Origin of the sequence: Huaxiibacter chinensis (genome assembly GCF_022171985.1) — a bacterium.
Classification (GTDB): domain Bacteria; phylum Pseudomonadota; class Gammaproteobacteria; order Enterobacterales; family Enterobacteriaceae; genus Enterobacter; species Enterobacter chinensis_A.
In genome coordinates, this window is record NZ_JAJVHF010000001.1 from 919,220 (window position 1) to 945,030 (window position 25,811).

Annotated in this window: 25 protein-coding genes; 12 read left to right on the forward strand and 13 right to left on the reverse strand. The window is 51.6% G+C overall.

Features of this window, described 5'->3' with window-relative positions:
* Window positions 1-110 precede the first annotated feature (110 nt).
* The 3 genes from gltS to guaD all read right to left on the reverse strand — a co-directional run bounded on the left by gltS (window position 111) and on the right by guaD (window position 3,992).
* Window positions 111-1,319, reverse strand: a complete 1,209-nt coding sequence (gene gltS, locus LZP96_RS04440; RefSeq protein ID WP_258925702.1) for a sodium/glutamate symporter — start codon at window positions 1,317-1,319, stop codon at window positions 111-113.
* A gap of 22 nt (window positions 1,320-1,341) precedes the next feature.
* Window positions 1,342-2,535: an MFS transporter gene (locus tag LZP96_RS04445; RefSeq protein WP_071892345.1), complete on the reverse strand. Its 1,194-nt coding sequence runs from the start codon at window positions 2,533-2,535 to the stop codon at window positions 1,342-1,344.
* A 98-nt stretch (window positions 2,536-2,633) separates the two neighbouring features.
* Entirely contained in the window at window positions 2,634-3,992 is a 1,359-nt protein-coding gene (gene guaD / locus LZP96_RS04450; RefSeq protein ID WP_064325186.1) for a guanine deaminase, read from the reverse strand.
* A gap of 1,193 nt (window positions 3,993-5,185) precedes the next feature.
* Here guaD and LZP96_RS04455 point away from each other — a divergent pair.
* Window positions 5,186-5,725 carry a VOC family protein gene (locus LZP96_RS04455; RefSeq protein ID WP_064325185.1) on the forward strand — a complete coding sequence of 180 codons (540 nt, stop codon included), beginning with the start codon at window positions 5,186-5,188 and terminating at the stop codon, window positions 5,723-5,725.
* A 394-nt stretch (window positions 5,726-6,119) separates the two neighbouring features.
* Here the strand turns inward: LZP96_RS04455 and LZP96_RS04460 are convergent, their stop codons facing one another.
* On the reverse strand, window positions 6,120-7,001 hold the full coding sequence (locus LZP96_RS04460; RefSeq protein WP_064325184.1) for a LysR substrate-binding domain-containing protein: 882 nt from the start codon (window positions 6,999-7,001) through the stop codon (window positions 6,120-6,122).
* 109 nt (window positions 7,002-7,110) lie between these two features.
* Between LZP96_RS04460 and LZP96_RS04465 the strand changes: the two genes are divergently transcribed.
* Complete coding sequence (locus LZP96_RS04465; RefSeq protein ID WP_064325183.1) at window positions 7,111-7,692, forward strand: nuclear transport factor 2 family protein; 582 nt, start codon at window positions 7,111-7,113, stop codon at window positions 7,690-7,692.
* Window positions 7,693-8,045: 353 nt separating this feature from the next.
* On the opposite strand, the gene LZP96_RS04470 is transcribed toward LZP96_RS04465, so the two are convergent.
* From LZP96_RS04470 to LZP96_RS04480, 3 genes are all read right to left on the reverse strand, one after another.
* A complete protein-coding gene (locus LZP96_RS04470; RefSeq protein WP_064325182.1) occupies window positions 8,046-8,522 on the reverse strand; it encodes a nuclear transport factor 2 family protein in 477 nt (158 codons plus the stop codon).
* 50 nt (window positions 8,523-8,572) lie between these two features.
* Window positions 8,573-9,148, reverse strand: a complete 576-nt coding sequence (locus LZP96_RS04475) for a TetR/AcrR family transcriptional regulator (protein ID WP_064325181.1) — start codon at window positions 9,146-9,148, stop codon at window positions 8,573-8,575.
* Window positions 9,149-9,485: 337 nt separating this feature from the next.
* Complete coding sequence (locus LZP96_RS04480) at window positions 9,486-10,061, reverse strand: CGNR zinc finger domain-containing protein (protein WP_064325180.1); 576 nt, start codon at window positions 10,059-10,061, stop codon at window positions 9,486-9,488.
* A gap of 92 nt (window positions 10,062-10,153) precedes the next feature.
* Between LZP96_RS04480 and LZP96_RS04485 the strand changes: the two genes are divergently transcribed.
* The 4 genes from LZP96_RS04485 to LZP96_RS04500 all read left to right on the forward strand — a co-directional run bounded on the left by LZP96_RS04485 (window position 10,154) and on the right by LZP96_RS04500 (window position 13,353).
* Entirely contained in the window at window positions 10,154-11,074 is a 921-nt protein-coding gene (locus tag LZP96_RS04485; protein ID WP_064325179.1) for an alpha/beta fold hydrolase, read from the forward strand.
* A 155-nt stretch (window positions 11,075-11,229) separates the two neighbouring features.
* The gene (locus LZP96_RS04490) at window positions 11,230-11,622 is read left to right on the forward strand and encodes a VOC family protein (protein WP_064325178.1); all 393 of its coding nucleotides are present in this window, start codon (window positions 11,230-11,232) and stop codon (window positions 11,620-11,622) included.
* A 508-nt stretch (window positions 11,623-12,130) separates the two neighbouring features.
* Window positions 12,131-12,637, forward strand: coding sequence for a P-loop nucleotide/nucleoside kinase family protein (locus LZP96_RS04495; protein WP_258925703.1), 507 nt, complete (start codon window positions 12,131-12,133; stop codon window positions 12,635-12,637).
* A 263-nt stretch (window positions 12,638-12,900) separates the two neighbouring features.
* Window positions 12,901-13,353, forward strand: a complete 453-nt coding sequence (locus LZP96_RS04500; RefSeq protein WP_064325176.1) for an NUDIX hydrolase — start codon at window positions 12,901-12,903, stop codon at window positions 13,351-13,353.
* A 74-nt stretch (window positions 13,354-13,427) separates the two neighbouring features.
* Here LZP96_RS04500 and LZP96_RS04505 read toward each other — a convergent pair whose 3' ends face one another.
* Together LZP96_RS04505 and LZP96_RS04510 are read right to left on the reverse strand one after the other, a co-directional pair.
* Complete coding sequence (locus LZP96_RS04505; protein ID WP_232462955.1) at window positions 13,428-13,799, reverse strand: hypothetical protein; 372 nt, start codon at window positions 13,797-13,799, stop codon at window positions 13,428-13,430.
* A gap of 168 nt (window positions 13,800-13,967) precedes the next feature.
* Complete coding sequence (locus tag LZP96_RS04510; protein WP_064325175.1) at window positions 13,968-14,603, reverse strand: DUF2268 domain-containing putative Zn-dependent protease; 636 nt, start codon at window positions 14,601-14,603, stop codon at window positions 13,968-13,970.
* Between the two features lie 262 nt (window positions 14,604-14,865).
* Here LZP96_RS04510 and LZP96_RS04515 point away from each other — a divergent pair, with 262 nt between their 5' ends.
* Window positions 14,866-16,122, forward strand: a complete 1,257-nt coding sequence (locus LZP96_RS04515) for a mechanosensitive ion channel family protein (RefSeq protein WP_064325174.1) — start codon at window positions 14,866-14,868, stop codon at window positions 16,120-16,122.
* A gap of 41 nt (window positions 16,123-16,163) precedes the next feature.
* Here LZP96_RS04515 and alaE read toward each other — a convergent pair whose 3' ends face one another.
* Entirely contained in the window at window positions 16,164-16,625 is a 462-nt protein-coding gene (gene alaE, locus LZP96_RS04520) for an L-alanine exporter AlaE (protein WP_064325173.1), read from the reverse strand.
* A 191-nt stretch (window positions 16,626-16,816) separates the two neighbouring features.
* Between alaE and LZP96_RS04525 the strand changes: the two genes are divergently transcribed.
* From LZP96_RS04525 to arsC, 3 genes are read left to right on the forward strand one after another with little or no spacing between them, the layout of a single operon-like run.
* Complete coding sequence (locus tag LZP96_RS04525; protein WP_064325172.1) at window positions 16,817-17,137, forward strand: metalloregulator ArsR/SmtB family transcription factor; 321 nt, start codon at window positions 16,817-16,819, stop codon at window positions 17,135-17,137.
* Between the two features lie 44 nt (window positions 17,138-17,181).
* Window positions 17,182-18,474, forward strand: a complete 1,293-nt coding sequence (locus tag LZP96_RS04530) for an arsenic transporter (RefSeq protein ID WP_064325171.1) — start codon at window positions 17,182-17,184, stop codon at window positions 18,472-18,474.
* 9 nt (window positions 18,475-18,483) lie between these two features.
* The gene (arsC, locus tag LZP96_RS04535) at window positions 18,484-18,921 is read left to right on the forward strand and encodes a glutaredoxin-dependent arsenate reductase (RefSeq protein WP_064325170.1); all 438 of its coding nucleotides are present in this window, start codon (window positions 18,484-18,486) and stop codon (window positions 18,919-18,921) included.
* A gap of 123 nt (window positions 18,922-19,044) precedes the next feature.
* Here the strand turns inward: arsC and cspE are convergent, their stop codons facing one another.
* Together cspE and LZP96_RS04545 are read right to left on the reverse strand one after the other, a co-directional pair.
* The gene (gene cspE / locus LZP96_RS04540; RefSeq protein WP_014884103.1) at window positions 19,045-19,257 is read right to left on the reverse strand and encodes a transcription antiterminator/RNA stability regulator CspE; all 213 of its coding nucleotides are present in this window, start codon (window positions 19,255-19,257) and stop codon (window positions 19,045-19,047) included.
* 480 nt (window positions 19,258-19,737) lie between these two features.
* Window positions 19,738-20,187 carry a winged helix-turn-helix transcriptional regulator gene (locus LZP96_RS04545; RefSeq protein ID WP_064325169.1) on the reverse strand — a complete coding sequence of 150 codons (450 nt, stop codon included), beginning with the start codon at window positions 20,185-20,187 and terminating at the stop codon, window positions 19,738-19,740.
* A gap of 110 nt (window positions 20,188-20,297) precedes the next feature.
* Between LZP96_RS04545 and LZP96_RS04550 the strand changes: the two genes are divergently transcribed.
* Both LZP96_RS04550 and LZP96_RS04555 read left to right on the forward strand, forming a co-directional pair.
* Entirely contained in the window at window positions 20,298-21,518 is a 1,221-nt protein-coding gene (locus tag LZP96_RS04550) for an MFS transporter (RefSeq protein ID WP_064325168.1), read from the forward strand.
* A gap of 82 nt (window positions 21,519-21,600) precedes the next feature.
* Complete coding sequence (locus LZP96_RS04555) at window positions 21,601-22,722, forward strand: YbdK family carboxylate-amine ligase (RefSeq protein WP_064325167.1); 1,122 nt, start codon at window positions 21,601-21,603, stop codon at window positions 22,720-22,722.
* Here the strand turns inward: LZP96_RS04555 and LZP96_RS04560 are convergent.
* Window positions 22,712-25,807, reverse strand: coding sequence for an efflux RND transporter permease subunit (locus LZP96_RS04560; RefSeq protein ID WP_258925704.1), 3,096 nt, complete (start codon window positions 25,805-25,807; stop codon window positions 22,712-22,714). The two genes, LZP96_RS04555 and LZP96_RS04560, sit on opposite strands and share 11 nt — an antisense overlap.
* Window positions 25,808-25,811: the final 4 nt, after the last annotated feature.

A 25,811-nucleotide genomic window follows, 5' to 3' on the forward strand; every position in this document is an offset into this window, starting at 1 on the left:
ATATCCCTGTGGGGTGAATGCTTTCCACTGCTCACCCAAATCTTCAGATTCCGCGGGCGGCGGATAGCGCGGCTGTTGCTGTTTTGAAATATATATAAATCTCCTATTCTTCATCTCATTAAAAATGCAATGAATGCTGAATTGGCGATATCTAAAAAAAGTGCGGCAACAATTGACAGAAGGATAAACGCCTTTGGTGATGAGCCATGAATGGAGGTCGTGGCAGACATATTTGTGAATGCGGTAGCGGTTGAACCAAGGCCTATTCCTGTAAATCCAGCGGCAATGACGGCAGCATCATAATCTTTTCCCATCAATGGAAAAACGCACACCAGGATATACAAGACAACAAGAACGACATGTGTTGTAAACAGAAGCAGGATGGTTATACCTGTGCCGCTGAGCTGCCACAATTGCATGCTTATCAAAGACAGCGCCAGAAACAGCTCCAGAGAAAGATCTGATATCAGCGCGAGAGCGGGCGTTTTTGCAGGCATGATCACGGCAGGGAAGAGTCGTGGGATCGCGTTGGCGATCGCCATTGCCATAATGAGTGCTGAAACAAACAGCGGCATCGTAATATTAACGGCTTTCAGGACGCCATCCATGCCGTATCCCAGTAATATGGCAATATGAATGATGGCTATCGTACGTAAGAGATCAAAGTGATTGATGTCGTTTTTACCATCCGTGCCCATATCTTCCGGAAGACCGACGATAGGGGGTTTGGGATGGTTTGTCTTTAATCGAAAGCGTGTCATTAGCCTGTGCGCAATCGGCCCGCCAAGCAGACTGCCTGTTATTAACCCCAGCGTGGCAACGGCAATCCCCACTTCCAGTGCATTATCAATACCGAAATAAGCATCTATAAATGGTGACCAGGCAATGGCGGTTCCATGCCCGCCCGTCAGTGCCATTGAGCCGAGCAGAACGCTCAGCGCAGGTGGCAGCGAAAATGCGGAGACAATCGCGTAAGCAACCAGATTTTGCAGGATAATCAGCCCGGTGGTCAGCAGCAGAAGGTGGTAAAGGGGTCTTCCACCGGAAGTGACATCGGTTAATCTGATATTCAGCCCAATACAGGTGAAAAAGTATAAAAGCAGAATATCCCGGGCCGAGAGATCGAAATTGATGGTTATGCCCGTTAGTGTGTGAAGCGCACTACAAATAACGGCGACGATCAAGCCGCCGGTGACCACATTTGGCACTCCCCAGGTATGAAGCACATTAAGATAGCGGCTGATTCTGCCCCCTAAAGACAGGGCCAGAATCGCTATCGTGATAGAAACAATCAAGGGGAGATGGATTATCGTCGCCATAGCTGAGTCGTGTTCCCTTTACTCAGCGCAACTGCGCAACCGGGTAGGATTCTTTCATAAAGAACCCCAGGACAACTGGCACAACAGCGCACAACAAGAGTGGCATCGCTGCATTTCGGGCAATGTCAAACAGCCCCATCTCTACTCCAGAGGCTATGCCTCTCTCGATGATAACCCCAGGTCTGCTCATCATGAAGCCAGCAAGTATAAACGACACGCCGTTGACGATGGCCGCGGAGGTACCAACCTGGTCAGGTTTTACGACGTCTGCTGCGGAGCTGAAGGGCAGCATTGAACAGGATGACCCAAGGCCAAACAGGAAACAGATCACCAGTGCGGTCGACAGCTGCGGCGCTGGAACATAGAGCAGTGCTACCAGGCACAGCAGTTGGATTGCAGCCCCTATGATCATCAGCGGCTTACGCTTTTGGATCATGTCAGAAATTTTTGGAATAACCGCCGAGCCCGCAGCCATACCCAGAAAAATAAGCGAGCCACCTAAGTTCGCCCAACCTGACTCAAAACCATGGACAGATTCAAGCAGGCGCCGGGCCCAGATAATGCCCATCGACAGCCACGTCGCGAATGTTGTTGCACTCATAATCGACACGATAATGATATGCGGCATCTTACCGACGGTGACGATGTTCTGGACCACTGATTTCAGGAATGCGAAGAAACCTTCTTTGCCCAGGCCCGTCGCAGGGACGCGGTTGCGGATAAATATAAAGGCGAGGAGGGTCAGAAGAACGCCAAACATCGCCCAGGCGTTAAAGAATACACGCCAGTGCATTTGCTCGAGCCCAAGGTTGATAAATACCTGTGAGAACGACGATGCCGTTGAGGCCACAACCTGTACCAGCCCGAACATGATGCTGTATTTTGCCAGCCCGAACCACTGGCCACCGATAAACCCTGCCCCGACAAAACCACAGCAGGCACCGCAGGCAATGACGAACTGGGCCAAAAGCAGCATTTCGAAGCTTTGTGCGTTTGCAAACAGGAATATCCCGACGGTCACCAGCGAGATAGCAATAGGGGTTACTCTGCCAGCGCCGAGTCTATCCAACAGCGCCCCGCTAAAGAACTGACCCACAGCGAAGGCCCAGGTATAGACGGCGGCCACCATACTGACCTGCGATATCGACAACCCCAGGTCTCCTTGTACACGCAGGTTAGAGGCAGAGTATCCCGTCTGGAAACTGAACAGAAACACGACAAAAGTGACACCCAGAGCCCAAATCCACCAGGCTTTTCCTCCTCCAACAGGGGGCCCACAAGACTTTGATAGTTTACATACTGATAGATTGTTCATTATTTATGCTCTCCTTCCATAATCGCATCTTTGCTATAGCGTAATTCCCCGGCGATATACGTCGCCCTTATCGCACGGTCATCACCGAGTGTTATCTGAACAAAGAGGGCTTCATTGATGTCCTGCACAAATTGCATCCGGTAATCAATCATCGGCGTGGATTTCATATCGATCACCACGATGTCAGCTTCCATGCCTGGGGCGATGCTTCCGACTTTGTCATCTATGTACATCGCATGGGCGGTGCCACGCGTTGCCAGATACCATGCCTGTGCGGGGTGAAGCGCGCTTTGGTTAAGCTGCGCGGCTTTGTAGGCTTCGCTGAGCGTGGTCAACATAGAGAACGATGTTCCGGCACCAATATCAGTCCCCAGCCCTGTGCGGACAGGGCGGTTCTTCTGCATTGCCCGGCTTGCATTAAAATAGCCACTACCAAGAAAGAAATTAGACGTCGGGCAATGGGTAATCGCTGAGCCACTGCTGTGCAGCCTGGCTAATTCATTTTCCGTTAAATGGATGCCGTGACCAAAGAGCGCCCGGGGTCGGCAAAGTCCATAATGGTCATACACGTCAAGGTAGCCTTCTCTTTCCGGAAATAACGCTTTAACCCATTCCACTTCATTGAGGTTCTCGGCAATGTGGGTCTGCATATAGCATTGCGGATATTCGGCAAATAATGCACCAGCGACGGAGAGCTGTTCAGCGGTACTGGTAGGGGCAAAACGGGGGGTGATGGCATACATGATGCGATGATATCCATGCCATTTTTCAATCAGTGCTTTCGTTTCGTCATAGCTGGTTTCAGGGGTATCCAGTAAATAGTCCGGCGCGTTACGATCCATCATGACTTTCCCGCCAGCAATCCGCATATTGAGCTTATCGGCCTCTTCAAAAAGCGCGTCTACGGATTGTGGAAAAACAGTGCCAAAAACACAGCTTGTCGTGATGCCATGTTTAAGACGTTCCTGCAGAAAAACCTTTGCAACAGAGCGGGCAAAATCTTTATCTGAGAATTTTCGCTCCATCGGGAATGTATATTTATTGAGCCAGTCAAGGAGTTGTTCCCCGAATGCGCCGATCATGGGTGTTTGTGCATAATGAACGTGGCTATCAATAAAACCTGCGGAGATCAGTGAGTCAGATCCGTAATGGGTTATTTTTACACCAGGAGGTAATTGGGGCGCAATGACCCCAGCCGGACCGAAATGGGTGATAATACCGTTAGCAAAGGCGATGATACCATCAGGTTCATAGACCATAGCGTCGTCAAGATTTCTTTTAAACGGGTCATCCGTAAAAGTAATGACAGGACCCCGAATAGCTGTCTGGACTTCGTTATTACAATTATCTTTTATCATAAATATTCTCCTGATAGGTTATCAATACACTATTTTATTCACCCTCCCTTTGTGGCGCTTTAAGAATATTTTCGGCGTGATTTGGGGTTACTATATGTGCTTCGGGTTTATGTTGATTAAATATCACCCTCCCTGAGCTTGATATTATTGCGACTCCTTACCACTCAGTAATAAACGGTAATACATTAAGCGACTATGAAATTGTTCTGCCATCGTCGCACACATATTCCCGGCAACAGCAGGAGCAGTTATCGATCTCTTTTCATGCTCCATTCGCGCTACGGACCAGGCAATGAAGTCGACGTTTGTTTTAGATTTCTCTGAAATGAACTTAGCCAGGTAGCAGTCCTCTTAATTTTATAGTGGCAGCAGGATAAAGGTTACGTCTATACATAACGCATCATGCGATTAATATTACAATAACATCATCTAATATAGATTTAGCAATAAAATCATGAAATGTAATAAGTGATTTCATTTTCTATTTAAAGATGATGAAGAACATTGATCATAATCAAAACCCATGCGCAACAGGCTTATATTATTAGAATAAATTATTCCCCTCAGTTTCGATGTAAATAAATAATGATAATTAATGGTGTGAGTTTAATGTTGATTACATAAAAAAAGAAATAAACACTTTTCAACATATTGTTTGATTACGCCGCAATCTCATCAATCATGCAGAATGATTTTTTGAGAAGCACTGGTGGCGACAGAGTCTTTGAGAAACTTACAGTGAACGCATCGCTTCAACCTTCATTTCAGTTTCATCCGAGGATTTTTTATTTTTGCCTGGCTATGACCGCTTCTGGCAGGCGGGCATTGTAAAATGGACTGAAGTTCCGCAGGGTTTTCGCTTGATGAAATGGCTAAGATGTTTAGTCCAGAGAACAAACTTGCAGTAGACAACGTTCAGCTTCTTCAACGAGCAAAGGATAGTGATAACACTATCTGCAAACTCCAGTTGCTAATCCAGGGGCTGAAACATGTGGCATGTTGTACAAGGAGCGTGCATTCCGAATGTGAAGTATTCCAAAAAATCGGATCCAGAGGGCTGCGGCTTGTCAGATAGTTTAATTCCTGACCAACGCATCAAACAATTATCTTGTGTTTTCGCCTGATTGAGCCCCACGAATGAAAAGGGTCTATGCTTTGTAAAGATCATTCATTTGTCTAACTGGAGGATATACATGGAAAATAAAACGACTCGTGCTGTTACCAGGGGTATAAACCATGTGGGATTAACCGTGCCCGACCTGCAACAGGCAACTGAATTTTTGCAAGCGGCGCTGGATGCAAAATTTGTTTATGACGGTCTGACCTGCGATGACGATCCACTGAAAGGGGCAGATGCGGAGAGACAGCTGGGACTAACGTCAGGCTCGATGATGATCAAACAACGTTTGCTGCGGATTGGGAACGGACCCAATGTGGAGCTCTTTGAATTCATCAGTAAAGATCAGGTGAAGCCAGTCAGAGTGCAGGATTATGGCTGGAATCATATTTCTTTGTACGTGGACGATATCAATTACGCGATTGAAAGAGTGAAGGCTGCTGGAGGGAAGTTTCTCTCAGAAGTGCATGAAAACTCACGTCATGAAGACACGGAGAATAACGCCGGCGTCTACTTTTACACCCCATGGGGCAGTCTTGTAGAGCTGCAATCGATACCTAATGGTTATTACTATCCTGACGATAGCGAAGCGAAGATTTGGGTACCTGAATCCTAATAAGATTGCAGATGTCACTCTCTGAAATTTAGCTCAGGTCGCGCCATTGGCTTTGATTTGATGTCACCTAAATATTCTGTGTCGATGCCACGGCACAGAATGCGTCTTACCCACGCTAAAATGAGGACGTAAAACGCTTCCCCTCCCCCCTTCTTAAACGAAACAGGCTTCCTCTTTCTCTCTTGCTCGGGGCAACGGTTGGTTTTTAACCCTATACAACGCCTGCAACGATGCCATTTCAGTATCGATGTCCGTTTCTGAAACGGAGCGGAGTTACCGGCTTACGGCGTCATGCGCAGGATATGACATCGCTTTTACCCTTTTTGAATGATGACGCTTGTCAACAAGGCGTTACGGTTACGTCCCGATGACAGTTTCTCCTCGCGTCGTCCACTCAAACAGACCGGCTCACCAACTCAAGATACGCTTTTACACTGGCACTGGATTCTTGCTCACGGCTAATAAGCACCAGATTGGCGGTTAAATTGGGTTCATTCAGGGGACGATAAACCAGGCCCGGGATATGTACTTGCTGCAAAGGCGCAGGAATCAAAGCCAGACCCAACCCGGTTGCAGCCATAGCAAGAATACTCAGGGTGCTGCCAGATCGGTACGCAATATTGCACTCTTCCCCTAGCCTCTGCGTTAACATCATAAAAAGATGCTCATGCGCGTCGTGAGCGTCATAAATAATAAGTGGCTGTCCGGCCAGCATTTCCATCGTGACGCATTTATGCTGAGCAAGCGGGTGCTCTTCTGTAAGTCCAACCAGTATTTCCCAGTCGCCAATCCGTCTGACAGCAAGATCCGAAGCCACAACTTTGCTATGCACGGGCGTATAACCTATGTCCAGTTGCCCGGCGAGAATTGCCTCCACCTGTTCCTGGGGGCCAACCTCGTGGATCATCAATTCTGCATCTGGAAAACAGTTATGAAACAGACGGAGATCGGCTATCAATTTACCACTAAAAATGGCATTCCCGGCAAAACCCACTCGTACCCGGCCCGTTTCTCCACGAATCGCGCGTTCTACGGTAAGCCGGGTATTCTCGGTCTGCTCTACTATCCGCTTTGCTTCAGTCTGTAATAACAGCCCGGCCTCCGTAAGCACAACCCGACGACTGGTACGTATAAAGAGCGCGCCTCCCAGTTCAGCCTCAAGCGCCTTAATTTGCATACTCAGGGCAGGCTGAACAATGTTAAGCCTCTTCGCGGCACGACCAAAATGGCCCTCTTCCGCGACGGCTAAAAAATAACGCAGATGACGTAAATCCATTCCTGCCCCTTTCGATAAATAAAAATGATTGATTAGTAAAATCAATATATTTCATTTTATCTGTTATCGCAGGCAAACTGAACTCCGTCAACGTACAGGAGCCAACGCAATGAACAATCAACTGCAAGACCGTCAACAACTTAACGATTTAATGAATGGCTGGATGCACAGGGACCTGAGCGAATGGGAACAATTACAAAACCTTTTTCATCCTGATGGAACCATTGAAATCACCTGGTTCGAAGGGCTGGCAAGCGATTTTGTAAAGGGTTCAATGCGTATGGGAGCGTCGGATTTACGCACTAAGCACCTGATCGCCTCTCCCGCGGTGACCTTCAATTCCACCGGGAATAAAGCGCTTCTGGAAACAAACGCAATTATCATTGCTGAAAACGTGACGCTAAATATTGGTTGTGAATGCCACAATCGCTTTTATGATCTTGCAGAAAAAAGAGAGGGCGTCTGGAAACTCTTTCACCGTCAGAGTATTTACGACATTGGCACATTTACTTTCCCGTTAGGTCCTGTCGGGATTGATCAGAGCATTGTCACGAAGTATCCCCGTGAATATGCAGCACTAGCCTACTTACTCGAGTGCAGCGGGTTCCCACTCGGCCGCGTGTTTGCCACACGGGGCAGTGAGCTTGAAACCAAAATGAAAGCCGAAGGTCAGCGCTGGCTGGCAGCCTGATGCAGGAAGATGTATTTTCCTGTCATCAGGAAATGACTTTATTGGCTTTAAAGAATCTGATTAACCCGCCGCAATTTGCATCACGGTGCATGTTGCGGTGATAAGGCAGAGAATCATAAAAAGGAATGGGCGACGTGAGGGGCCGATTTCTCCGCATTCTCCAGCCGCAGTGCTGTCTACTCTCTGTCTGCCGATCGCCAAAGCGAGCCAGGCTCCGTTGCCTGTCTTTTTTGCCCGTCACACAGGACCTGATGACTCCCCCGCCTCAGCCCGAACCTTATTTTGCGTCGACTGGCTGATTATGGCCCCGGTAAGAAGAGTTGCCGTGGCCCTACGCGGTATAACTTAACGACTCACAGACCCAGGTCAGACAGGCTCGGGTGATCGTCAGGACGACGGCCAAGCGGCCAGAAGAATTTGCGTTCGCTCTCTTTGATAGGCATGTCGTTGATACATGCGAAGCGACGCTTCATCAGGCCATCCGCCTCAAACTCCCAGTTTTCGTTGCCATAAGAGCGGAACCAGTTACCTGAGTCATCATGCCATTCATAAGCGTAGCGGACGGCGATGCGGTTCCCGCCAAACGCCCACAGTTCTTTAATGAGGCGGTACTCATGTTCTTTTTTCCATTTACGGGCGAGGAACCCTTCGGCCTCTTCGCGGTTATTGGCGAATTCGGCACGGTTACGCCATTTGGTATCCAGCGAATAAGCCAGGGCAACCTTTGCCGCGTCGCGGGAGTTCCAGCCATCTTCAGCCAGACGAACTTTCTCGATAGCAGTTTCCAGCGAAAATGGCGGAAGCGGCGGGCGTACTTGTGTATCGGTCATGGTAAAACTCCTGTTAATTCTGGTGAAGAGATAATAAAAAGGTTCGTTACTCAGGCCCCGTCAGAGGTGCGTTCCAGTAAAACTTTTGCCATTTCCCGTGCGTTGTCAGCGGCGTTCCGGTCGCCCATCACATATGTCATGGTGATAGCCCCCTCTATCAGAATCAGCAGCTGTCTGGCCAGAACGGCAGGGTGTTCTGTGTCCGTCTGCCCGCTGAGCTCGAGCGCATAATCCAGCAGTTTTTGCTTATGCATTTTCGCTATCTGACGAACGGGATCGTCCGGGTCCCCCACTTCTCCGGCTGTGTTGATAAAGGCACAGCCCCGGAACCCCTCGGATTCAAACCAGCTCTTCAGAACGGTGAACATATTCAGAATGCGCTCCTGAGGCGTGTCGCCTTTATCAGACTCGGTTCTGAACCACTGCATCCACCGTTCGTCACGCTCGTTCAACGCGGCAGACGCCAAGTCCTCCTTGTTCGCGAAATGGCGATAAATACTTTTCCTTGCGACGCCCGAGGTCTTCACCAGAAGGTCCATGCCCATGGCATGGATACCGTTCTGGTAGATGAGCTGCTCGGCGGTGGCGAGGATTTTTTCTCGTGTATCACTTGGCTTCTTGTTCATGCCCTAAAGGTAGAACGATCATTCTACCTCGTCAAGCGCTCTTTTCTGGATTATTTCTTTCAGATGGGGTGGCGGGTGAAAAGAACTTTTAAATCAATGCATAAATGATGAGTGGAATTTTCATCCCCGGGTGGTTTTGGCAAATAAAAGGCGTTCAGGGATATTCAACGTATTCCGGACGGGGAGCAGCTCGTTTCGTTTGAACGCTGTCCAGAGAAATACCGGGATGCGCGCCCTTTAACCCGTCGGATAGGTGTAGCGCCTGATTTGGACGCGGATGCGGTATGTTCCTGCGCACATGTTCTGAAGCCGCACTTTGGCAAGTGCGGCCTGGATGCTATGAACCTTTTCTGTTTCGGAATGCGGCCACTTTCATGCGATTACCGCAGGTGGCCATACTGCACCAGCGACGGCGGTGCGATTTGCTTAAATCGTGAAAAAGTAGAATACAGTCATGGGCTTCACACTGGCGTACATATTCAAATTTGTCATCCGTGACGAGTTTTACCAGCGCGTCGGCAACCGGCCAGAGCAGCCTGGCAGGACTGTCGACGCCGGAGTGAACATCGACACGATATCGCCCTGCATCCTTCTCCCATGTCAGCCTGACTTCTGGCCGTCCATTTTCAAGAACCCTGTTGATGACCGTGAGCTCAGCCTCACGGGATTGCATCGCAGCATGCACTACCGCCCGGGCGGCATCGCGCAGCTGGCGAGCCTCCGCCAGTAATTCAGGCGGAGCTTCAGTTCCTTTTGGCACAAGGCCCGTCGTTTCCAGCCAGTCGATAACGCTTTGAGCATTATCAAAGCAGTCATGCCGGTTTTCGCCCGTTCCGTATTCACTGTTAATGAAGTCCAGCGCGAGGTTATCGGCCAGGAAGAGAGGCGGGGAAGAACGTTTTTTAATTTCCATACGCACCTGTAACCCGTTAAATAATTTTGACAGGTTACCAGATTTATGTGTAACCTTCAATTAACCACTTTAACGGTTACAAAGGATTTCCTATGACATCTCCACATTCGGGTGTATCAACTGTCAATAACACGCCAGCGCAGGTGCATTACCGCTACAAACAGGCGGGCGATGTTAACGTTTTTTACCGTGAGGCTGGCGATCCGGCATCGCCCGTTCTGCTGATGCTGCATGGTTTTGCAGGCTCATCATTTATGTTCCGCGACCTTATTGCCCAGCTGGCCGATCGTTACCATCTGATAGCGCCAGATTTGCCGGCTTTCGGTTTCACCGAGTCGCCAGCGCGCGGTGACTACGCGTATACCTTTGACCAGCTGGCTGAAACCATTGACCAGTTTACTGAAGCGCTCGGCCTCGACGTCTATGCCCTGATGGTTCACGACTATGGCGCTCCTGTCGGGTGGCGTCTTGCCCTGGCGCATCCGCAGCGGGTTACCGCCATCATTTCCCAGAATGGCAATGCTTATGAAGAGGGTCTGGGAGAGGCCTGGGCGCCTATCCAGAAATACTGGGCCGACCCCGCCCCCGAAAACCGCAGCGCACTGCGTGATTTTCCGACGCCTGCGTCAATCAAATGGCAGTATCTGGAAGGCGTAACCGATCCAGGCCTGGTTTCCCCGGATGGCTACTCGCTTGAAGGGATGCAGGTTTTACGGCCGGGCAATGCCGAGATCCAGCTCGATTTACTGCTGGATTACGCCTCAAATGTGCGTATGTATCCTCAGTTTCAGCAGTATTTCAGGGAGTATCAGCCGCCTTTACTGGCGGTCTGGGGAAAACATGATCCGTTTTTCATGCCTGCAGGTGCCGAAGCCTGGAAGCGTGATATTCCGAACGCCCGGATAAACTTATATGAAACGGGTCACTTCGCGCTTGAAACCCATGCGAAAGAGATAGGCGATGATATTCGGGAATTTCTTGACCACCACATTGGTCAGGCGGGTAAGCAGTAATGGCGACAGGATTCGCTTAAAACAAAATCGGGACCCATTATGAGCTTTATGCGGGCATGGCTGCCGGAGCGTAGAAACAGATTTTACACACCGCAGACGTGCTTGCCAGAGAGCGACCCTACCAGCCCGAAGCGTTCAAAAAGAGGACAGAAATAATGTCATTGACTCATGGTGTACAACATATTGGCTTAGCCGTTGCAAAACTTGAAGAGAGCGCGGCGTTCTTCACTGACCTGCTGGGCTGGCAGGAAGTAAAACGACGTGAAGATTATCCGGCCATCTTCGTAAAAGACGGGGCACTGACGCTCACGCTCTGGAAAACGCAGACAGAAGCGCCCGTTCAGTTCGATCGTAAAAATAATGTCGGACTTCATCACCTGGCTTTGCGGGTCGAAACCAAAGACGGTCTCTATCAGATCCTTGAAGTGTTAAAAGCAAATCAGGTCGAAATTGAATTCGAACCCACGTTGCTTCGCGAAGGACCGTCGATGCACATGATGTGCTACGAGCCGAGTGGCATACGAATTGAATTCTATTATCCTGGCTAAGTCATTTCCGGCGACCTGTAACGAGGGCCTGATTGTGATGCTTATCAGCGTAAAGAACCTGTCGGTAATGGCTCAGGCCGCCCCTTTAGCGCTCTTGCTCACAGCCAGATCCAAAGGCTTCGCTATTAACTTGCTGGAATCAGGAGTTGCGGTAAACGATCGCAGGAGGGGTTCCATGCAGAAGGCACGCAGTATTTTTCATGACGGTGAGCGTGCAGTTCAGGTGCGAGCCGGAGCTTGAACCAGGTGAGGTTTGTCCATTATATGGACGGGAAATCTTCCTGAACAGGCTGACGGTCAGCTTTGAGCAAGAAGCGGACGTTATATGTATCAGTAAAAAAGTGCTGATTTCTTGTTCAATCCCTGTTAACTTGAATCACAATGAAAACAATCTCTGTGCTATTACATTCAATTATTATCATCACCTATCGAATTCAGGTGGGATAACGTTCGCCATTTTCCCGCCGGTAAGGCGGGCCTTACCGGTAACAATCCAGTGAGGCAAATAATGGACACAAATACAGTAGCGCCGCCTGAAAAGCCTGTTTTGCACCTGTTATGTGGAAAAATCGCATCAGGAAAATCCACATTGTCAGCAAAATTAGGAGCATCCCCCAGGACTGTAATTGTCAGCGAGGATTACTGGCTGGCTGCCCTCTTTACCAGTGAAATGCAATCCATATCTGATTATGTGCAGTATTCATTAAGACTCAGAAATGCTATGAAGCCTCATCTGGTGTCACTACTAAAAGCTGGTTTATCAGTAGTTCTTGATTTCCCTGCAAACACACGAACGAATCGTGAATGGATGATGAGCATTATTAGGGAGTCAGGGGCCAGTAATCAACTGCACTATCTGAACGTATCTGATGATGTATGCAAATCACGCTTACGCGCCCGTAATGCAGAAGGACAACATGAGTTTTCTGCTTCAGATCAACAATTTGAAATCATAACGCGTTATTTTTCAGAACCAGCAGCTGATGAAGGGTTTACTATTATTGAGTACAGCTGAATCTGCCTTACTGCACACAAGTCGTCAGCTGGCGACTTTATTAATTTTTAAAGCCAGACACGATTCTACGGTGTATTCAACGTCTCCTCCTGGCACCAGGCGAACAAGCTAAGTGAGCATAAAGTGCGCTTTGAGCGAGATGCGGACGATATACACTGTTGACGTGGCAAGAAAATACATTCTCGTTGTGCGTTTGCAGACTGCACGTTATGTTTATATGGAAATCCCATATGAGGGTTTAAATTTTATTAAAAAGTGAATATATGCGTACTCGACCAGCCTCTCGATTGATAGTCCTTTCACCTGAACGTCATGTGCTGCTCTTCAGGTTTTGCCATACAGAGGATGCTCTGGAGGGAAAAACATATTGGGCTACGCCAGGGGGAGGACTTGAGCAAAACGAGTCTTTTGAGCAGGCCGCGTTACGTGAATTATTTGAAGAAACGGGACTGGCAAGAGCATCTGCGGGTCCACAAATAGCGTCCAGAACCTTCACTATGATGCTGCCAGATGGTGAGAACGTTCTTGCTGAAGAACGTTTCTTTATCATCAATACAGATGATTCAGATATTGACCGCTCAGGCTGGAGTGACAACGAAAAAGGTGTCATTCGCGATCACTACTGGTGGTCCTTAGAAGAACTCAAACAAACCAATGAAATTATCTTCCCACTCGATTTAATAATTAACATACTTGAGGGCTTCACCAGCACATAACTCCCTGAAATTGCCTGAAGTCCGCTTCAGATAAGAAGCGGACCGTGCAGTTGCACGCGCGGAGTAAGCCGCTTTTAATTAGGACATAACCCAGTGGGTGCTTTTAACGGTCCACAATCATCGAAACCATACACCTGATAGCCTTTACTCTTCATGCAGGAAGTCACGGTGGCTCTTCTTTTTACCATGTCTTCAACAGTTTCATTTTTATGTACAACATTTAAACCCCAATTTTTGTCGTCGAGGTTATCGCGTCGATCGACACCGCAGCTGTAGAGTGCTTCCTTTCGTTCACGAAAGTTTGTTTGCCCTGTTGAATCCACTTTTTGAAAGAGTTGTATCCAGGGAACAGAGGTGTAGTTGGTAGAATCCATATCCGCCACAACGCAGCCTGTTAAAGTCAGTATGGCCGTCAATAAAACACTCATTCGAAAAAGCATAATCATCCCAAATTTTCCCCGGTAAAAGGCAACCCTGAGAATATCGCATCGACTCGCTTTATCTCTACACGTGTGTGGGAAAAAACGGGACACAGCGGATAGGGGTGCCAGTCAGGGCTGCTTCGATTGACCTTCATCAGCGCAATGGGGTCAGGAGTAGCGTGCCTTAACATTTCAACTATACGCCATTAACTCGTCAGCATTGATGTTCGCCAGCAGTGAAGCCTTCAGATGCGGGAATGCTGCAAGATATCGGGAAATCAGGTTGAATCCTGCGGTATATCCCAGCCACCTGGGTAAATCCCCGGTGCCGAAAAACCAGGCATTATGGTCGTAATCACTGCGAGACCAGTTTTCAACGAGCAGTTGACGGTAGGGCTGAATCATCTCCGCGTTGAGGCTTTCCCAGGGTTCAGGTTCACCGCCAAAAAGTTCAAGCGAAAAATGGCCCGCGAGTCCTTCAGAGACGATCACCTCCCCCAACGTTGAGCCGTATCCCGGCCCGGCCCACCGCGCAGCATGGTGGAGTTCATGAGCAAACAGTCGTTCAAAAGAGTGCGCTTCATTTTTGCAGAATGCCGGACTTTCAGGATCTACGGTTAAATAGACAATGCCCGCCTCTGGACAAAACCCGAGATGCCCTTTTTCAGGGATAACAAATTTCCCGGCTTTAACCACCACATCCAGAGAAGGAATCGGCATCAGCTTTTGAACCTGTTCGTACGTGTCAGTCAGGCTGGTTTGCAGCCAGTCACAGTGGGCGGAGAGTTTCTTCTGAGCATTCAGGATATGCAGGGACATGTGAGACATTAAGATACCCTCAAGGCAAAAGTCATTATCCTCATGATAACAGAGATAAAGTGTCTGTCATGGTGTTGTTCAGCGGGGGTGGACGCATTAACTGTAATATCTGCGTCTGGCAGGGTGCATAACAACACAGGCTCCTGCCTCGCAGGCTCAAAGCATGGACTTATCTGTTCCTGATATGCCATGATGGGAATGAGTTAAATTTTTGTATTAACGTTAAGATTACGTTCAATACAAAAGGGCATAGTTATTCAGGCGATGAGCGATGGCGTATTTGGATTATTTATTAACATTTATAGAAAGCAATCCGGCTCTGGCCATTGGTTTTAATCTAATTCTGTTAGTCATTTCAGGCTTCTTCGCGCACCTTATGTGCAAATTCCTGCTCATCAAGGTAGTGCGTAAGGTCTTCTTTTCCAGCCATAAACAGGACGTACCGCTGGAAAAAGATCGCCGTATCGCTGAAAAGCTGTCTAATTTTATCCCGGTCATCATTGTTTATTATGTCCTGCAGTTTATGCCGAATATGCCGGCATCGCTGGTGACGGCTATTAATACCATTTGCGGGATTTTATTCTTTATTTTCCTCTCTGTTTTCTTTAATGAATTGCTCGATATCGTGAACAGCTCTTATTTACGCAAGACAAAGCGTAAAAATCACTCTATCAAAGGCTATATTCAGATAGGGAAAATATTTATTCACGTTATCGCCGCGATCATGATCCTCGCCGTGATGTCGAATAAATCCCCCGCAATTATTATTTCCAGTCTCGGGGCCGTCGCGGCGGTGCTGATGCTGGTGTTTCAGCATACCCTGCTTTCGCTCGTCGCCAACGTCCAGCTCTCCTCTAATGACGTCCTGCAACTGGGGGACTGGATAGAAATGCCTGATAAGAATCTGAGCGGCGAAGTCACCGATATCGCGTTGCATACGATTACTATTCGAAACTGGGATAATACGATCTCACGTATTCCGACCAAGAACTTCCTGACCGAAACCTATACCAACTGGCAGGCCATGTTTTCGTCAGGCGCACGGCGGATTATGCGCAGCACCACGATCGATCAGCACTCGGTTAAATTCCTGACTCAGGAGACGCTGGCCCCTATGCTGGCGCTGCGTGGGACAAACGAACCGCTGGCAAAACTGATCGACGGCCGCGACCCAACGGGTGTGCCGGACAGCTGGTTTATGGATAACGGCCTGACGAATTTAACGCTCTTTCGTCATTTCCTGATGGCCTGGCTCGCCGACCGGCCCGATATTATAAAAGATATGTATATTGTGGTGAGAACGTTAAAACCCACGCCCTCGGGTATCCCGCTGGAAGTCTATTGCTTTACCTCCTCGACGCTGTGGATGGAATATGAGGATACGCAGTCGGCTATCTTTGAATACATCACCGCTGTCGCCGGACAATTCTCGCTGCGCGTGTATCAGTATCCGGCAGGTCACGATTTCTGGCGTTTATCGCAGGAAAGCCACCTTCGGGATCGCACCCCCCCGTCGGGTGAGCGTTAATCACGCCTGCAACGGCGTGCGCCCTTTGCCGATACTGTGATTTAGCTGTTAAGTGACATGGGTTTCTCGCCACCCGGGGGTAATCCAAACACCTTACGCACCCACGTCAGAAACGCACCATAGGGGCGCCCCAGACAGAGCATCATGACGGCGGCCCCCAGCGTGCCACGTATTAACCCGCCTCCCGTCGCCCCGCTGAACGCGATAATCATGGCGTAAAGGGGCACCTGAAAAGTGACCAGGGCACCACTGTCCCACAGCAGCTGAGAAATCCGACTCTGCCCCGCATGCTTCATCACCCAATCCCGCCATACGCCGTAAGGTCGCGCCACCGGCACCATCAGAACCGCGCCCAACAGACGTGCATGGATCACTTGTTCCCATGACATACCTGCTATCACGCGTTCGTTAATGATGCCCGTGGTCGTGAAAAAGAGGATCAGGGCGGTGGTGTCTGCAATAAATGCCCTTCGACGGTTAGCCTGCGGTGGGTGCTGAGACAAATTAAATTCCCTGTGCTGGCGCGGTGATATCGCCAGTGGTGAGCCAAAGAGACTAAAACTATAGCATTTACCTGCCCGGGGTCTGGCAGGCCAGATCCCGAGGCCCCTGCACCTGTACCATAAATCCCACGCTTTCCTGTTCATCGCATATGGAATACCATATACGTTCTCATACATCTCCGAGGTAAACCATGCGACAGCCTGTTTCTCTTTTTAAACTCCTCGCCGATGAAACACGTTCGACTATCGTCATGCTGCTCAGGGAGTCCGGTGAGATGTGCGTCTGCGATATCTGTGCTGTCACGGCAGAGTCTCAGCCAAAAATCTCACGCCATATGGCGCTGTTACGTGAGGCTTCGCTGGTTATCGATCGTCGCGAAGGGAAATGGGTCTATTACCGACTCTCTCCTCATATGCCTGCCTGGGCCGCACAGATTATTGACACCGCCTGGAACTGCGAACGTGAAAAAATACGCACGACGCTGGCTAACGCCTCCTGCAGCGCGTGCTGAAGACGTTAACATATACGATTAATCAAATGTGAAGGAACGGTTTAATGTTACTGGCTGGGGTTATCTTTTTATTCACCATCATTCTGGTTATCTGGCAGCCCCGGGGACTGGGGATTGGCTGGAGCGCCACGCTGGGCGCGGGGCTGGCTTTGCTGACAGGCGTCGTTCACCCGGCGGATATTCCGGTGGTGTGGCAGATTGTCTGGAATGCGACGGCGACCTTTATCGCGGTGATCATCATCAGCCTGTTACTCGATGAATCGGGCTTCTTCGAATGGGCGGCGCTGCACGTCGCCCGCTGGGGAAATGGCCGGGGACGGCTGCTCTTTACCTGGATTGTCCTGCTGGGTGCGATGGTTGCCGCGCTCTTTGCCAACGATGGTGCCGCCCTGATTCTGACCCCGATCGTTATCGCGATGCTGCTGGCGCTGGGGTTCAGCCGGGGTTCCACGCTTGCGTTTGTGATGGCGGCAGGATTTATCGCCGATACGGCCAGTTTACCTCTTATTGTGTCCAATCTGGTCAATATCGTCTCGGCGGACTTCTTCAGGCTTGGCTTTGCAGAATACGCCGCCGTGATGGTGCCGGTTAACCTTGCCGCCATTGCCACAACGCTTGCGATGCTGCACCTGTTTTTCCGCAAAGACATCCCCGCTGTGTACGATGTTTCGCTGTTAAAAGATCCTCAGGAAGCCATTCGAGATGCCGCAACCTTCAAAACCGGCTGGCTGGTGCTGGTGTTATTGCTGGTAGGCTTCTTTGCCCTTGAGCCGCTGGGGGTTCCGGTCAGTCTGGTTGCTGCCGTTGGAGCACTGATTCTGTTTGCCGTCGCCCGCAAAGGCCATGCCATCAACACGCGCAAAGTGCTGCAGGGTGCGCCCTGGCAAATCGTCATCTTCTCGCTGGGCATGTATCTGGTGGTCTACGGTTTACGCAATGCCGGTTTGACCCACTTCCTCTCGTCCGTTTTAAACCAGCTGGCAGAAAAGGGTTTATGGACGGCGACTCTCGGAACAGGCTTCCTGACGGCGTTTCTCTCTTCCGTCATGAACAATATGCCTACCGTGCTGGTTGGCGCTCTGTCGATTGATGGCAGCACTGCGACCGGCGTGATTAAAGAAGCGATGATTTATGCCAACGTGATCGGCAGCGATTTGGGACCGAAAATTACCCCTATCGGCAGTCTGGCGACGTTGCTTTGGCTGCACGTGCTGTCGCAAAAAAATATTCACATCAGCTGGGGTTATTATTTCCGCGTGGGCATTGTGATGACAATCCCGGTGCTGTTTGTCACGCTGGCCGCGCTGGCGCTTCGCCTTTCTTTCACTTTGTCATGAGATATTGATATGAGCAACATCACTATTTATCACAACCCTGCCTGCGGAACGTCACGGAACACGCTTGAAATGATCCGTAATAGCGGGACAGAACCGGCGATTATTTATTATCTCGAGACGCCACCGTCACGTGAGGAGCTGGTGAAACTCATTCAGGATATGGGTATCGACGTACGGGCGCTGTTGCGTAAAAATGTCGTCCCTTATGACGAGCTGGGCCTCGCAGAAAATCGTTTTACGGACGATCGGTTAATCGACTTTATGGTGCAATATCCCGTATTAATTAACCGGCCTATTGTGGTTACGCCGCTCGGTACCCGGTTATGTCGCCCTTCCGAAGTCGTACTGGATATTCTTCCTGATGCACAGAAAAAGGCGTTTACCAAAGAAGACGGTGAAAAGGTGGTTGATGAAAAGGGAGGCAGAGTGGACGCCTCACGCCGCTAAAATCACTGCGCCGTAGCCATAAAAAAACCCGCACAAGGCGGGTTTTTTTGTTATCAGCTTAGCTTAACTGCTCAGACTATCGTCTTCATCGCTATCGTAAGGGCCACTGATAATCAGCGCGACTTACAGCGGAGAAACGTTGCCCGCTGCTGGGCCTTTAGCGCCATTTTCAATGGTGAAGGAAACTTTCTGACCTTCATCAAGGGATTTGAAGCTGTCGCTCTGAATTGCAGAGAAATGTACGAATACATCTTTGCTGCCGTCGTCAGGAGTGATAAAACCAAAACCTTTATCAGCGTTAAACCATTTTACTAAACCAGTCATTTTATTAGACATAGATACTTCCTTAATTTTTTTGGGCCACTAAGCGCGGCGAGGATGGCCTGTTTTTAGAGAGTGACTTATTTGGCACTTAGGAGGAGGCTCATGAAGAAGAGTATCTATTGATAACACCTGAACTGAGGACTGCTTTACTAAACTGCTTTAATAAGGTCTGTATTCCAAACCGATGACGCTATTAAGACATAGAAAAATTTATTAAGCAAAGTTTTTATTTTTTATTATAACCACTTAAACACCCGGATGGCTGAATGGCTAATAACATGCGCAATTAAACGAAGCGGCGAAAGCGTGAAAAACACGGATATTTTTTTAAATATTCAACCCGGATGTCATGACCCGCAGAGGTACAAGATATTTTCCACGCTTCGCTCACTCTGACCGCCTTGCGCGGTGAAGGGCGAAATGCGGCTGGCAGGACGAACGTCATTGTTCAGACAGGCGTGATGGGTTTGACCTGTTGTAAAAACGTCATTCTTATTCAGTAACTTTTCTCACCTCGGTATCAGACGCTAACAAGGATGAACCATCCTTCGCGGTCAAAACCAGTGGCGGCACCGGTTTCCCCGTTTGCTTATCAATTAATACCGAATGCGGTTCGCCGGGCGCAAACAGGTGCGCTTCCCCCCACTGACGCAGGGCGACGACGAGGGGAAACAGACGTTCACCCTGGGGCGTCAGCACATATTCCTGATAGGCCGTGCCGTCCGAGGCATCCTGACGGTCAAGTATGCCCGCCTCAACCAGCTTATGTAGCCTGTCGGAAAGTATATTTTTTGCCATGCCCAGACTGCGCTGAAAATCACCAAAACGGCGCATCCCGTCAAATGCGTCACGCACGATGAGCAGTGACCAGCGATCGCCAATCAGATCCACGGATCGTGCGACAGGACAGTATGCGTTACTCATGGATTTGTGTGGCTTCATGGTGCCTCCGAACAGGAAAATCGACTGCGATGCATGGTTGCATTTTAAAACCACATGACCTAGCATTCAACTAGTTTTGATTTGAAACCACATTGCAGGAATCGTTACGCATGAAAGCACTGCTTGCTTCACCGTCATCTCAACGCGCCTCTCCGCCCTGCCCCAGCACAGTGTCACGCAGCCTGGTGTGGTTGTTTGCCCTCGCCAGCGGCTTAAGCGTGGCTAACGTCTATTTTGCTCAACCCTTGCTAGACGCGCTGGCGCGGGATTTTGCGCTGAGCCATGCGGCCGTTGGGGGCGTTATTGCCGCCACGCAAACAGGCTGCGCGATAGCGCTGCTTTTTTTGGTACCACTGGGCGATCGGGTGGATCGCCGCCGCTTGATGGCTATTCAGCTCCTGTTGTTGATAAGCGCCCTGATGGCAGTCGGAATGGCAACGTCTGCCCCTGCGCTGCTGGCAGGCATGGTTGCGATCGGCATGCTCGGCACCGCCATGACTCAGGGGCTTATCGCCTACGCGGCCAGTGCATCTGCGCCCCACGAACAGGGCCATGTGGTGGGCGCGGCACAGGGCGGTGTGTTCATAGGCCTGCTACTGGCAAGGGTGTTTGCCGGCGGGATCAGCGATCTTGCGGGCTGGCGCGGGGTCTATTTTAGCTCGGCCTTTTTAATGCTTCTCCTGGCGATCCCGCTCTGGCGAGGCCTCCCCGCGTTGCCCAGGGCATCAGAGGTACTGACTTACAAAGATCTGCTGATCTCCATGTTCACGCTACTGCGTGAAGAAAAGGTATTACAGATCAGAGGAGTGCTGGCGTTATTAATGTTCGCCGCGTTCAATATTTTCTGGAGCGCCCTGGTGCTGCCCTTGAGCGCGCCGCCGTTTAGCTTCTCGCATACGGTAATCGGCAGTTTTGGTCTGGTTGGGGCCATCGGTGCCTTAGCCGCCGCGCGGGCGGGAAGGTGGGCAGACCAGGGTCGAGCCCAAACCACCAGCGCGCTCGCCCTTGGGTTATTAATACTGGCGTGGTGGCCCCTGTCGCAAATGATGACCTCATTATGGGCGTTGCTCATCGGCATTGTGTTGCTCGACCTTGGCGGACAGGCGCTTCATGTTACCAATCAAAGCCTGATTTTTCGCACCCGCCCGGAAGCACACAGCCGCCTGGTTGGTCTCTACATGCTCTTTTATGCCGTCGGGAGCGGCGCAGGCGCTATCAGCACCACCGCGGTTTACGTGCGCTTCGGCTGGCAGGGCGTATGTCTCTTCGGTGCCCTGGTCAGCCTGGTCGCCCTGCTTTTCTGGTGGAAAACGCGGCGGCACATGCCATGACCGCGTAACCGGCTGTCGCTTTACGCCAGGCGTCCAGTAAATCCCTTCTATACTCACCTTATCCCCCACGATGGAGCACGCCATGGCCCTACCCGACTTTCACTCTTCTGAGCCTTACACCCTGGGAATTGAACTGGAATTGCAGGTGGTGAATCCGCCCGGCTTCGATCTCAGTCAGGATTCGTCGGCGCTTATCGCCGCGGTAAAAGACGACATCAAAGCCGGAGAAGTGAAACACGACATCACCGAAAGCATGCTCGAAATCGCCACGGGCGTCTGTAAAGACATCAGCCAGGCTGCGGCGCAGTTTTCAGCTATGCAGCAGGCGATCCTGCGGGCCGCTGGCGAGCATCATGTTCAGATTGCCGGGGGAGGAACGCATCCGTTTCAGAAATGGCAGCGCCAGGAAGTGTGTGACGACGAGCGCTATAACGTCACGCTGGAACGCTTTGGTTATCTGATTTTGCAGGCGACGGTTTTTGGTCAACACGTTCACGTAGGCTGTCGAAACGGTGACGACGCAATCTACCTGCTGCATGGTTTATCGCGCTTTGTGCCGCATTTTATCGCCCTGTCGGCCTCATCGCCCTATATGCAGGGCAGCGACACCAGGTTTTCCTCGTCACGCCTGAACATTTTCTCCGGCTTCCCTGACAACGGCAAAATGCCGTGGGTGAACAGCTGGCAGGAGTTTGAAGGGCTGTTTCGTCGCCTGAGCTACACCAGCATGATCGACAGTATCAAAGATGTGCACTGGGATATTCGCCCCAGCCCGCATTTTGGTACCGTTGAAGTGCGGGTCATGGATACCCCTCTGACGCTCGCCCACGCGATCAACATTGCCGGACTGATTCAGGCCACCGCCCACTGGCTGCTGACCGAACGCCCTTACAAACACCAGGAGCTGGATTATCTGCTGTATAAATTTAACCGTTTTCAGGCGTGTCGCTACGGGCTGGAAGGCATCCTGACCGACGTCCATACCGGCGAGCAGAAAACCATTGCTGAAGATCTTAAAGGGCTGCTGGAGCGCGTCGCACCGTCAGCGGAAAAGCTGGGCGGTGCGAGCGCGATTCAGGAAATTGCCCTGATGCTGAAACAGGGCAAAAGCGAGGCACAGCGGATGCGGGACTTCATAGCCGACGGCGGCTCGCTGATTTCGCTGGTGCAAAAACACTGTGAGCTTTGGGCGACTAATCCGTAAGCTTATGTCCCCACTCGCGCAGGCGCTGGAACAAGACATACAGCGCCGGAATGAAGACGATGCCCACCACGGTGGCGACCAGCATGCCGCTGAACACCGTGGTGCCAATGATGCGGCGGCTTTGGGCACCCGCGCCGGTCGCCAGCATCATGGGCAGCACGCCGATGATAAACGAGACCGCCGTCATCATCACCGCGCGAAAGCGGCGCGACGCGCCTTCCCGGGCGGCGTCAATAATCGCCATCCCCTCCATGCGCCGCGCGCGGGCAAACTCGACAATCAATATGGCATTCTTCGCCGCCAGCGCGATCAGCAGGACCAGTCCTATCTGCACATAGACATCGTTGGCGTAACCGGCAATCCAGAGCCAGACCAGCGCCCCACCAATGGCGAATAACACCGACAGCATTACGCTGGCAGGCAATGTCCAGCTTTCGTACTGGGCCACAAGAAACAGCCAGGCCATAACCACGGCCGCCAGAACAATCCAGACAGCCTGATTCCCGGTCTGTTGCTCCTGATAGGACATTCCACTCCAGGCATAGTCGTAACCCGCAGGCAGTTCATCGGCCAAAAGCTGGCCCATCACGGCCATGGCCGTGCTGCTGCTGACCCCGTCCGCTGCCGATCCGCTCACGGATACCGAGGGGAACTGGTTGTACTGTTGCAGGAATGGCGCGCCCACGGTTGGCGTGATGGTCACGAGGTTGCTCAGGCGCACCCGCTCACCGCTATTGCTGCGCACGAACAGCTCGCCGATCTGCTCCGCGCGCTCGCGCCACTGCATCTCATTTTGCATCACGACGTGATAAACGCGGTTATTGACGCTGAAATCCCCGGCGCGCGTGCCGCCAAAGGCCGTTTGCAGGCTGGCGAAGATCCGCGAGACCGGCACGCCGAGCCTGGCGGCACTCTCCCGATCGACCGTCAGCGTCAGCTGCGGCACGTTGCTGCTCCAGGTGGTGAAGACCCGGTTCAGTCGTGGATCCTGATTGGCTTTGGCGAGGATCTGCCGCGTGACCTGCTCAAGCTCCGCCGGACGTTGCCCCGCCTGCGCCTGAATACGCAAATCGAAGCCGGAGGCATTGCCCAGACCCGGCAGCGTCGGTGGGGCAAAAGTCATAATGGTGGCTTCCGGCAGCGCCAGAAGCTGGCGTTGCAGCGTGCCCATCACCTCGTCCAGAGGCTGACGCTCGCTCCAGTCTTTCAGCATGACGGAGATAAAGCCGCCGTTTGACGCGCTGGTGCCGTTGAGGAGATTAAATCCGGACACCTGAATCACATCTGCAACCGCTGGATGGCTGGCAATCACGGCACGGGCGGTCTCCATCACCGCTTCGGTGCGCTCCAGCGACGCCGCCTCCGGCAGCTGGACGCTGGCAAAGAAATAGCCCTGGTCTTCCTGCGGCAAAAAGCCTTTTGGCATCGACATGAAGCTGAACGCCACCACGGCTGCGGCACCCGCCGTCGCCAGCAGTGCCAGCCACGGACGCAGGTTAAATAGATTGACGACACGCGTATAAAGAGCGCGCGTGGCCTCAAGTCCCCGGTTAAAACCCCGGAAGATTGCCGCCGGGCGCGTTGTCCGTGGACGCAGCAGCATGGCGCACAAAGCCGGCGTCAGGGTGAGCGCGACAAGGCTTGAGAGCGTCACGGCGGTCGATAGCGTTACCGCAAACTGGCGGTACAGCTCTCCGACAATGCCCGGGATCAATGCCACCGGCACAAACACCGCCAGCAGCACCAGCGTGGTGGCGATCACCGGCCCGGCAATCTGGCGTAACGCCAGCGCGGTTGCCGCAGTGCGGCTCTGTCCTTCCGCCATCAACGTTTCGACATTCTCCACCACCACAATCGCGTCATCCACCACCATGGTTAACGCCAGAATGATGGCAAACAGGCTGAGGGTATTGGCGGAGTAACCCAGCGTATAAAGCACCGCAAACGTACCGATCAATGACACGGGGATCGCCAGGGCGACAATCAGCGTGGCGCGCCAGCTTTGCAAAAACAGCGAAACGACCACCACCACGGCCAGCAAGGTGAGCGCCAGCGAGAGACCAATCTCCTTAATGGTGGCGGCAACGAACTCGGTGGTATCAAACTTCACTTCATAGCTGAGATCGTCCGGAAACCGGGTCGAGAGTCGTTCAAGTTCGCCCCGCACCGCGTCGGCAACGCGCAGTGCGTTGGCCGACGGCGTGGGATAGACGCCCAGATACGCCGAATCCAGCCCGTTCAACTGCGCACCTGAACTGTAACTGCGCGAGCCAAGCACAATGTTGGCGACATCACTCAGGCGCACCAGTTGTCCCATTTCCCCGGCACGAATAATGATATTGCCGAAGTCTCTGGCCTGGTTAAGCCGCCCCAGCCCGTTAATGGTCAGCGTCTGCTGCTGGCCGTTAAATACCGGCGGCGTGCCCACCTGGCCCGCTGCGCCCTGCACATTCTGCTCGCGCAACGCCTGCGAGATATCCTCAGTGGTCACGTTAAGCGCGTTCATCCGATCCGGACGCAGCCAGATGCGCATGCTGTAGTCACGGGCGCCAAACATCTGCACCTGTCCCACGCCCGGCAGGCGCGCTAACGCCTCCAGCACCTGCGTGCTGGCGTAGTTACTGACAAACAAGGGCGCGAGCGTCCCCTGTGGTGAGTAAAGACTTACCCCCATCATCAGGTTGGTGGCGCGCTTACGCACCTGTACGCCGTTTTGCTGCGCTTCGGCAGGCAGTTGTGCCACCACCTGCGCCACGCGGTTTTGCACGTCGATGGCCGCCAGATCCGCATCGGTGCCTGCCGCAAAGGTGATATTCAGGCTGTAGGTGCCTTCATCCGAGCTGGTGGACTCCATATACAGCATGTGATCCACGCCGTTGAGCTGGGTTTCCAGCGGGGTGGCAATCGCTTCCGCTACGTCTGCCGAGCTGGCGCCGGGCCAGCTGGCGGAGACATTCACGACCGGTGGCGTGATCTGCGGATACTGCTCTACGGGAATGATTCTCAGCGCAATCGCGCCAAGCAATGCAATCACCAGCGCGATCACCATGGCGAACCGCGGGCGTTTGATGAAAAACGTCAGCATGGTG

Bases quoted from the DNA above. Each gene is read 5' to 3' on its own strand.
- LZP96_RS04530 (WP_064325171.1), top strand. From the start codon at position 17,182: ATGTTACTGGCTGGGGTTATCTTTTTATTCACCATCATTCTGGTTATC.
- gltS (WP_258925702.1), bottom strand. From the start codon at position 1,319: ATGGCGACGATAATCCATCTCCCCTTGATTGTTTCTATCACGATAGCG.
- LZP96_RS04500 (WP_064325176.1), top strand. From the start codon at position 12,901: ATGCGTACTCGACCAGCCTCTCGATTGATAGTCCTTTCACCTGAACGT.
- LZP96_RS04545 (WP_064325169.1), bottom strand. From the start codon at position 20,187: ATGAAGCCACACAAATCCATGAGTAACGCATACTGTCCTGTCGCACGA.
- LZP96_RS04470 (WP_064325182.1), bottom strand. From the start codon at position 8,522: ATGACCGATACACAAGTACGCCCGCCGCTTCCGCCATTTTCGCTGGAA.
- LZP96_RS04560 (WP_258925704.1), bottom strand. From the start codon at position 25,807: ATGCTGACGTTTTTCATCAAACGCCCGCGGTTCGCCATGGTGATCGCG.
- LZP96_RS04460 (WP_064325184.1), bottom strand. From the start codon at position 7,001: ATGGATTTACGTCATCTGCGTTATTTTTTAGCCGTCGCGGAAGAGGGC.
- LZP96_RS04480 (WP_064325180.1), bottom strand. From the start codon at position 10,061: ATGGAAATTAAAAAACGTTCTTCCCCGCCTCTCTTCCTGGCCGATAAC.
- LZP96_RS04510 (WP_064325175.1), bottom strand. From the start codon at position 14,603: ATGTCTCACATGTCCCTGCATATCCTGAATGCTCAGAAGAAACTCTCC.
- LZP96_RS04550 (WP_064325168.1), top strand. From the start codon at position 20,298: ATGAAAGCACTGCTTGCTTCACCGTCATCTCAACGCGCCTCTCCGCCC.
- LZP96_RS04515 (WP_064325174.1), top strand. From the start codon at position 14,866: ATGGCGTATTTGGATTATTTATTAACATTTATAGAAAGCAATCCGGCT.
- LZP96_RS04490 (WP_064325178.1), top strand. From the start codon at position 11,230: ATGTCATTGACTCATGGTGTACAACATATTGGCTTAGCCGTTGCAAAA.
- LZP96_RS04525 (WP_064325172.1), top strand. From the start codon at position 16,817: ATGCGACAGCCTGTTTCTCTTTTTAAACTCCTCGCCGATGAAACACGT.
- guaD (WP_064325186.1), bottom strand. From the start codon at position 3,992: ATGATAAAAGATAATTGTAATAACGAAGTCCAGACAGCTATTCGGGGT.
- LZP96_RS04465 (WP_064325183.1), top strand. From the start codon at position 7,111: ATGAACAATCAACTGCAAGACCGTCAACAACTTAACGATTTAATGAAT.
- LZP96_RS04505 (WP_232462955.1), bottom strand. From the start codon at position 13,799: ATGATTATGCTTTTTCGAATGAGTGTTTTATTGACGGCCATACTGACT.
- cspE (WP_014884103.1), bottom strand. From the start codon at position 19,257: ATGTCTAATAAAATGACTGGTTTAGTAAAATGGTTTAACGCTGATAAA.
- LZP96_RS04485 (WP_064325179.1), top strand. From the start codon at position 10,154: ATGACATCTCCACATTCGGGTGTATCAACTGTCAATAACACGCCAGCG.
- LZP96_RS04455 (WP_064325185.1), top strand. From the start codon at position 5,186: ATGGAAAATAAAACGACTCGTGCTGTTACCAGGGGTATAAACCATGTG.
- arsC (WP_064325170.1), top strand. From the start codon at position 18,484: ATGAGCAACATCACTATTTATCACAACCCTGCCTGCGGAACGTCACGG.
- LZP96_RS04495 (WP_258925703.1), top strand. From the start codon at position 12,131: ATGGACACAAATACAGTAGCGCCGCCTGAAAAGCCTGTTTTGCACCTG.
- LZP96_RS04475 (WP_064325181.1), bottom strand. From the start codon at position 9,148: ATGAACAAGAAGCCAAGTGATACACGAGAAAAAATCCTCGCCACCGCC.
- LZP96_RS04555 (WP_064325167.1), top strand. From the start codon at position 21,601: ATGGCCCTACCCGACTTTCACTCTTCTGAGCCTTACACCCTGGGAATT.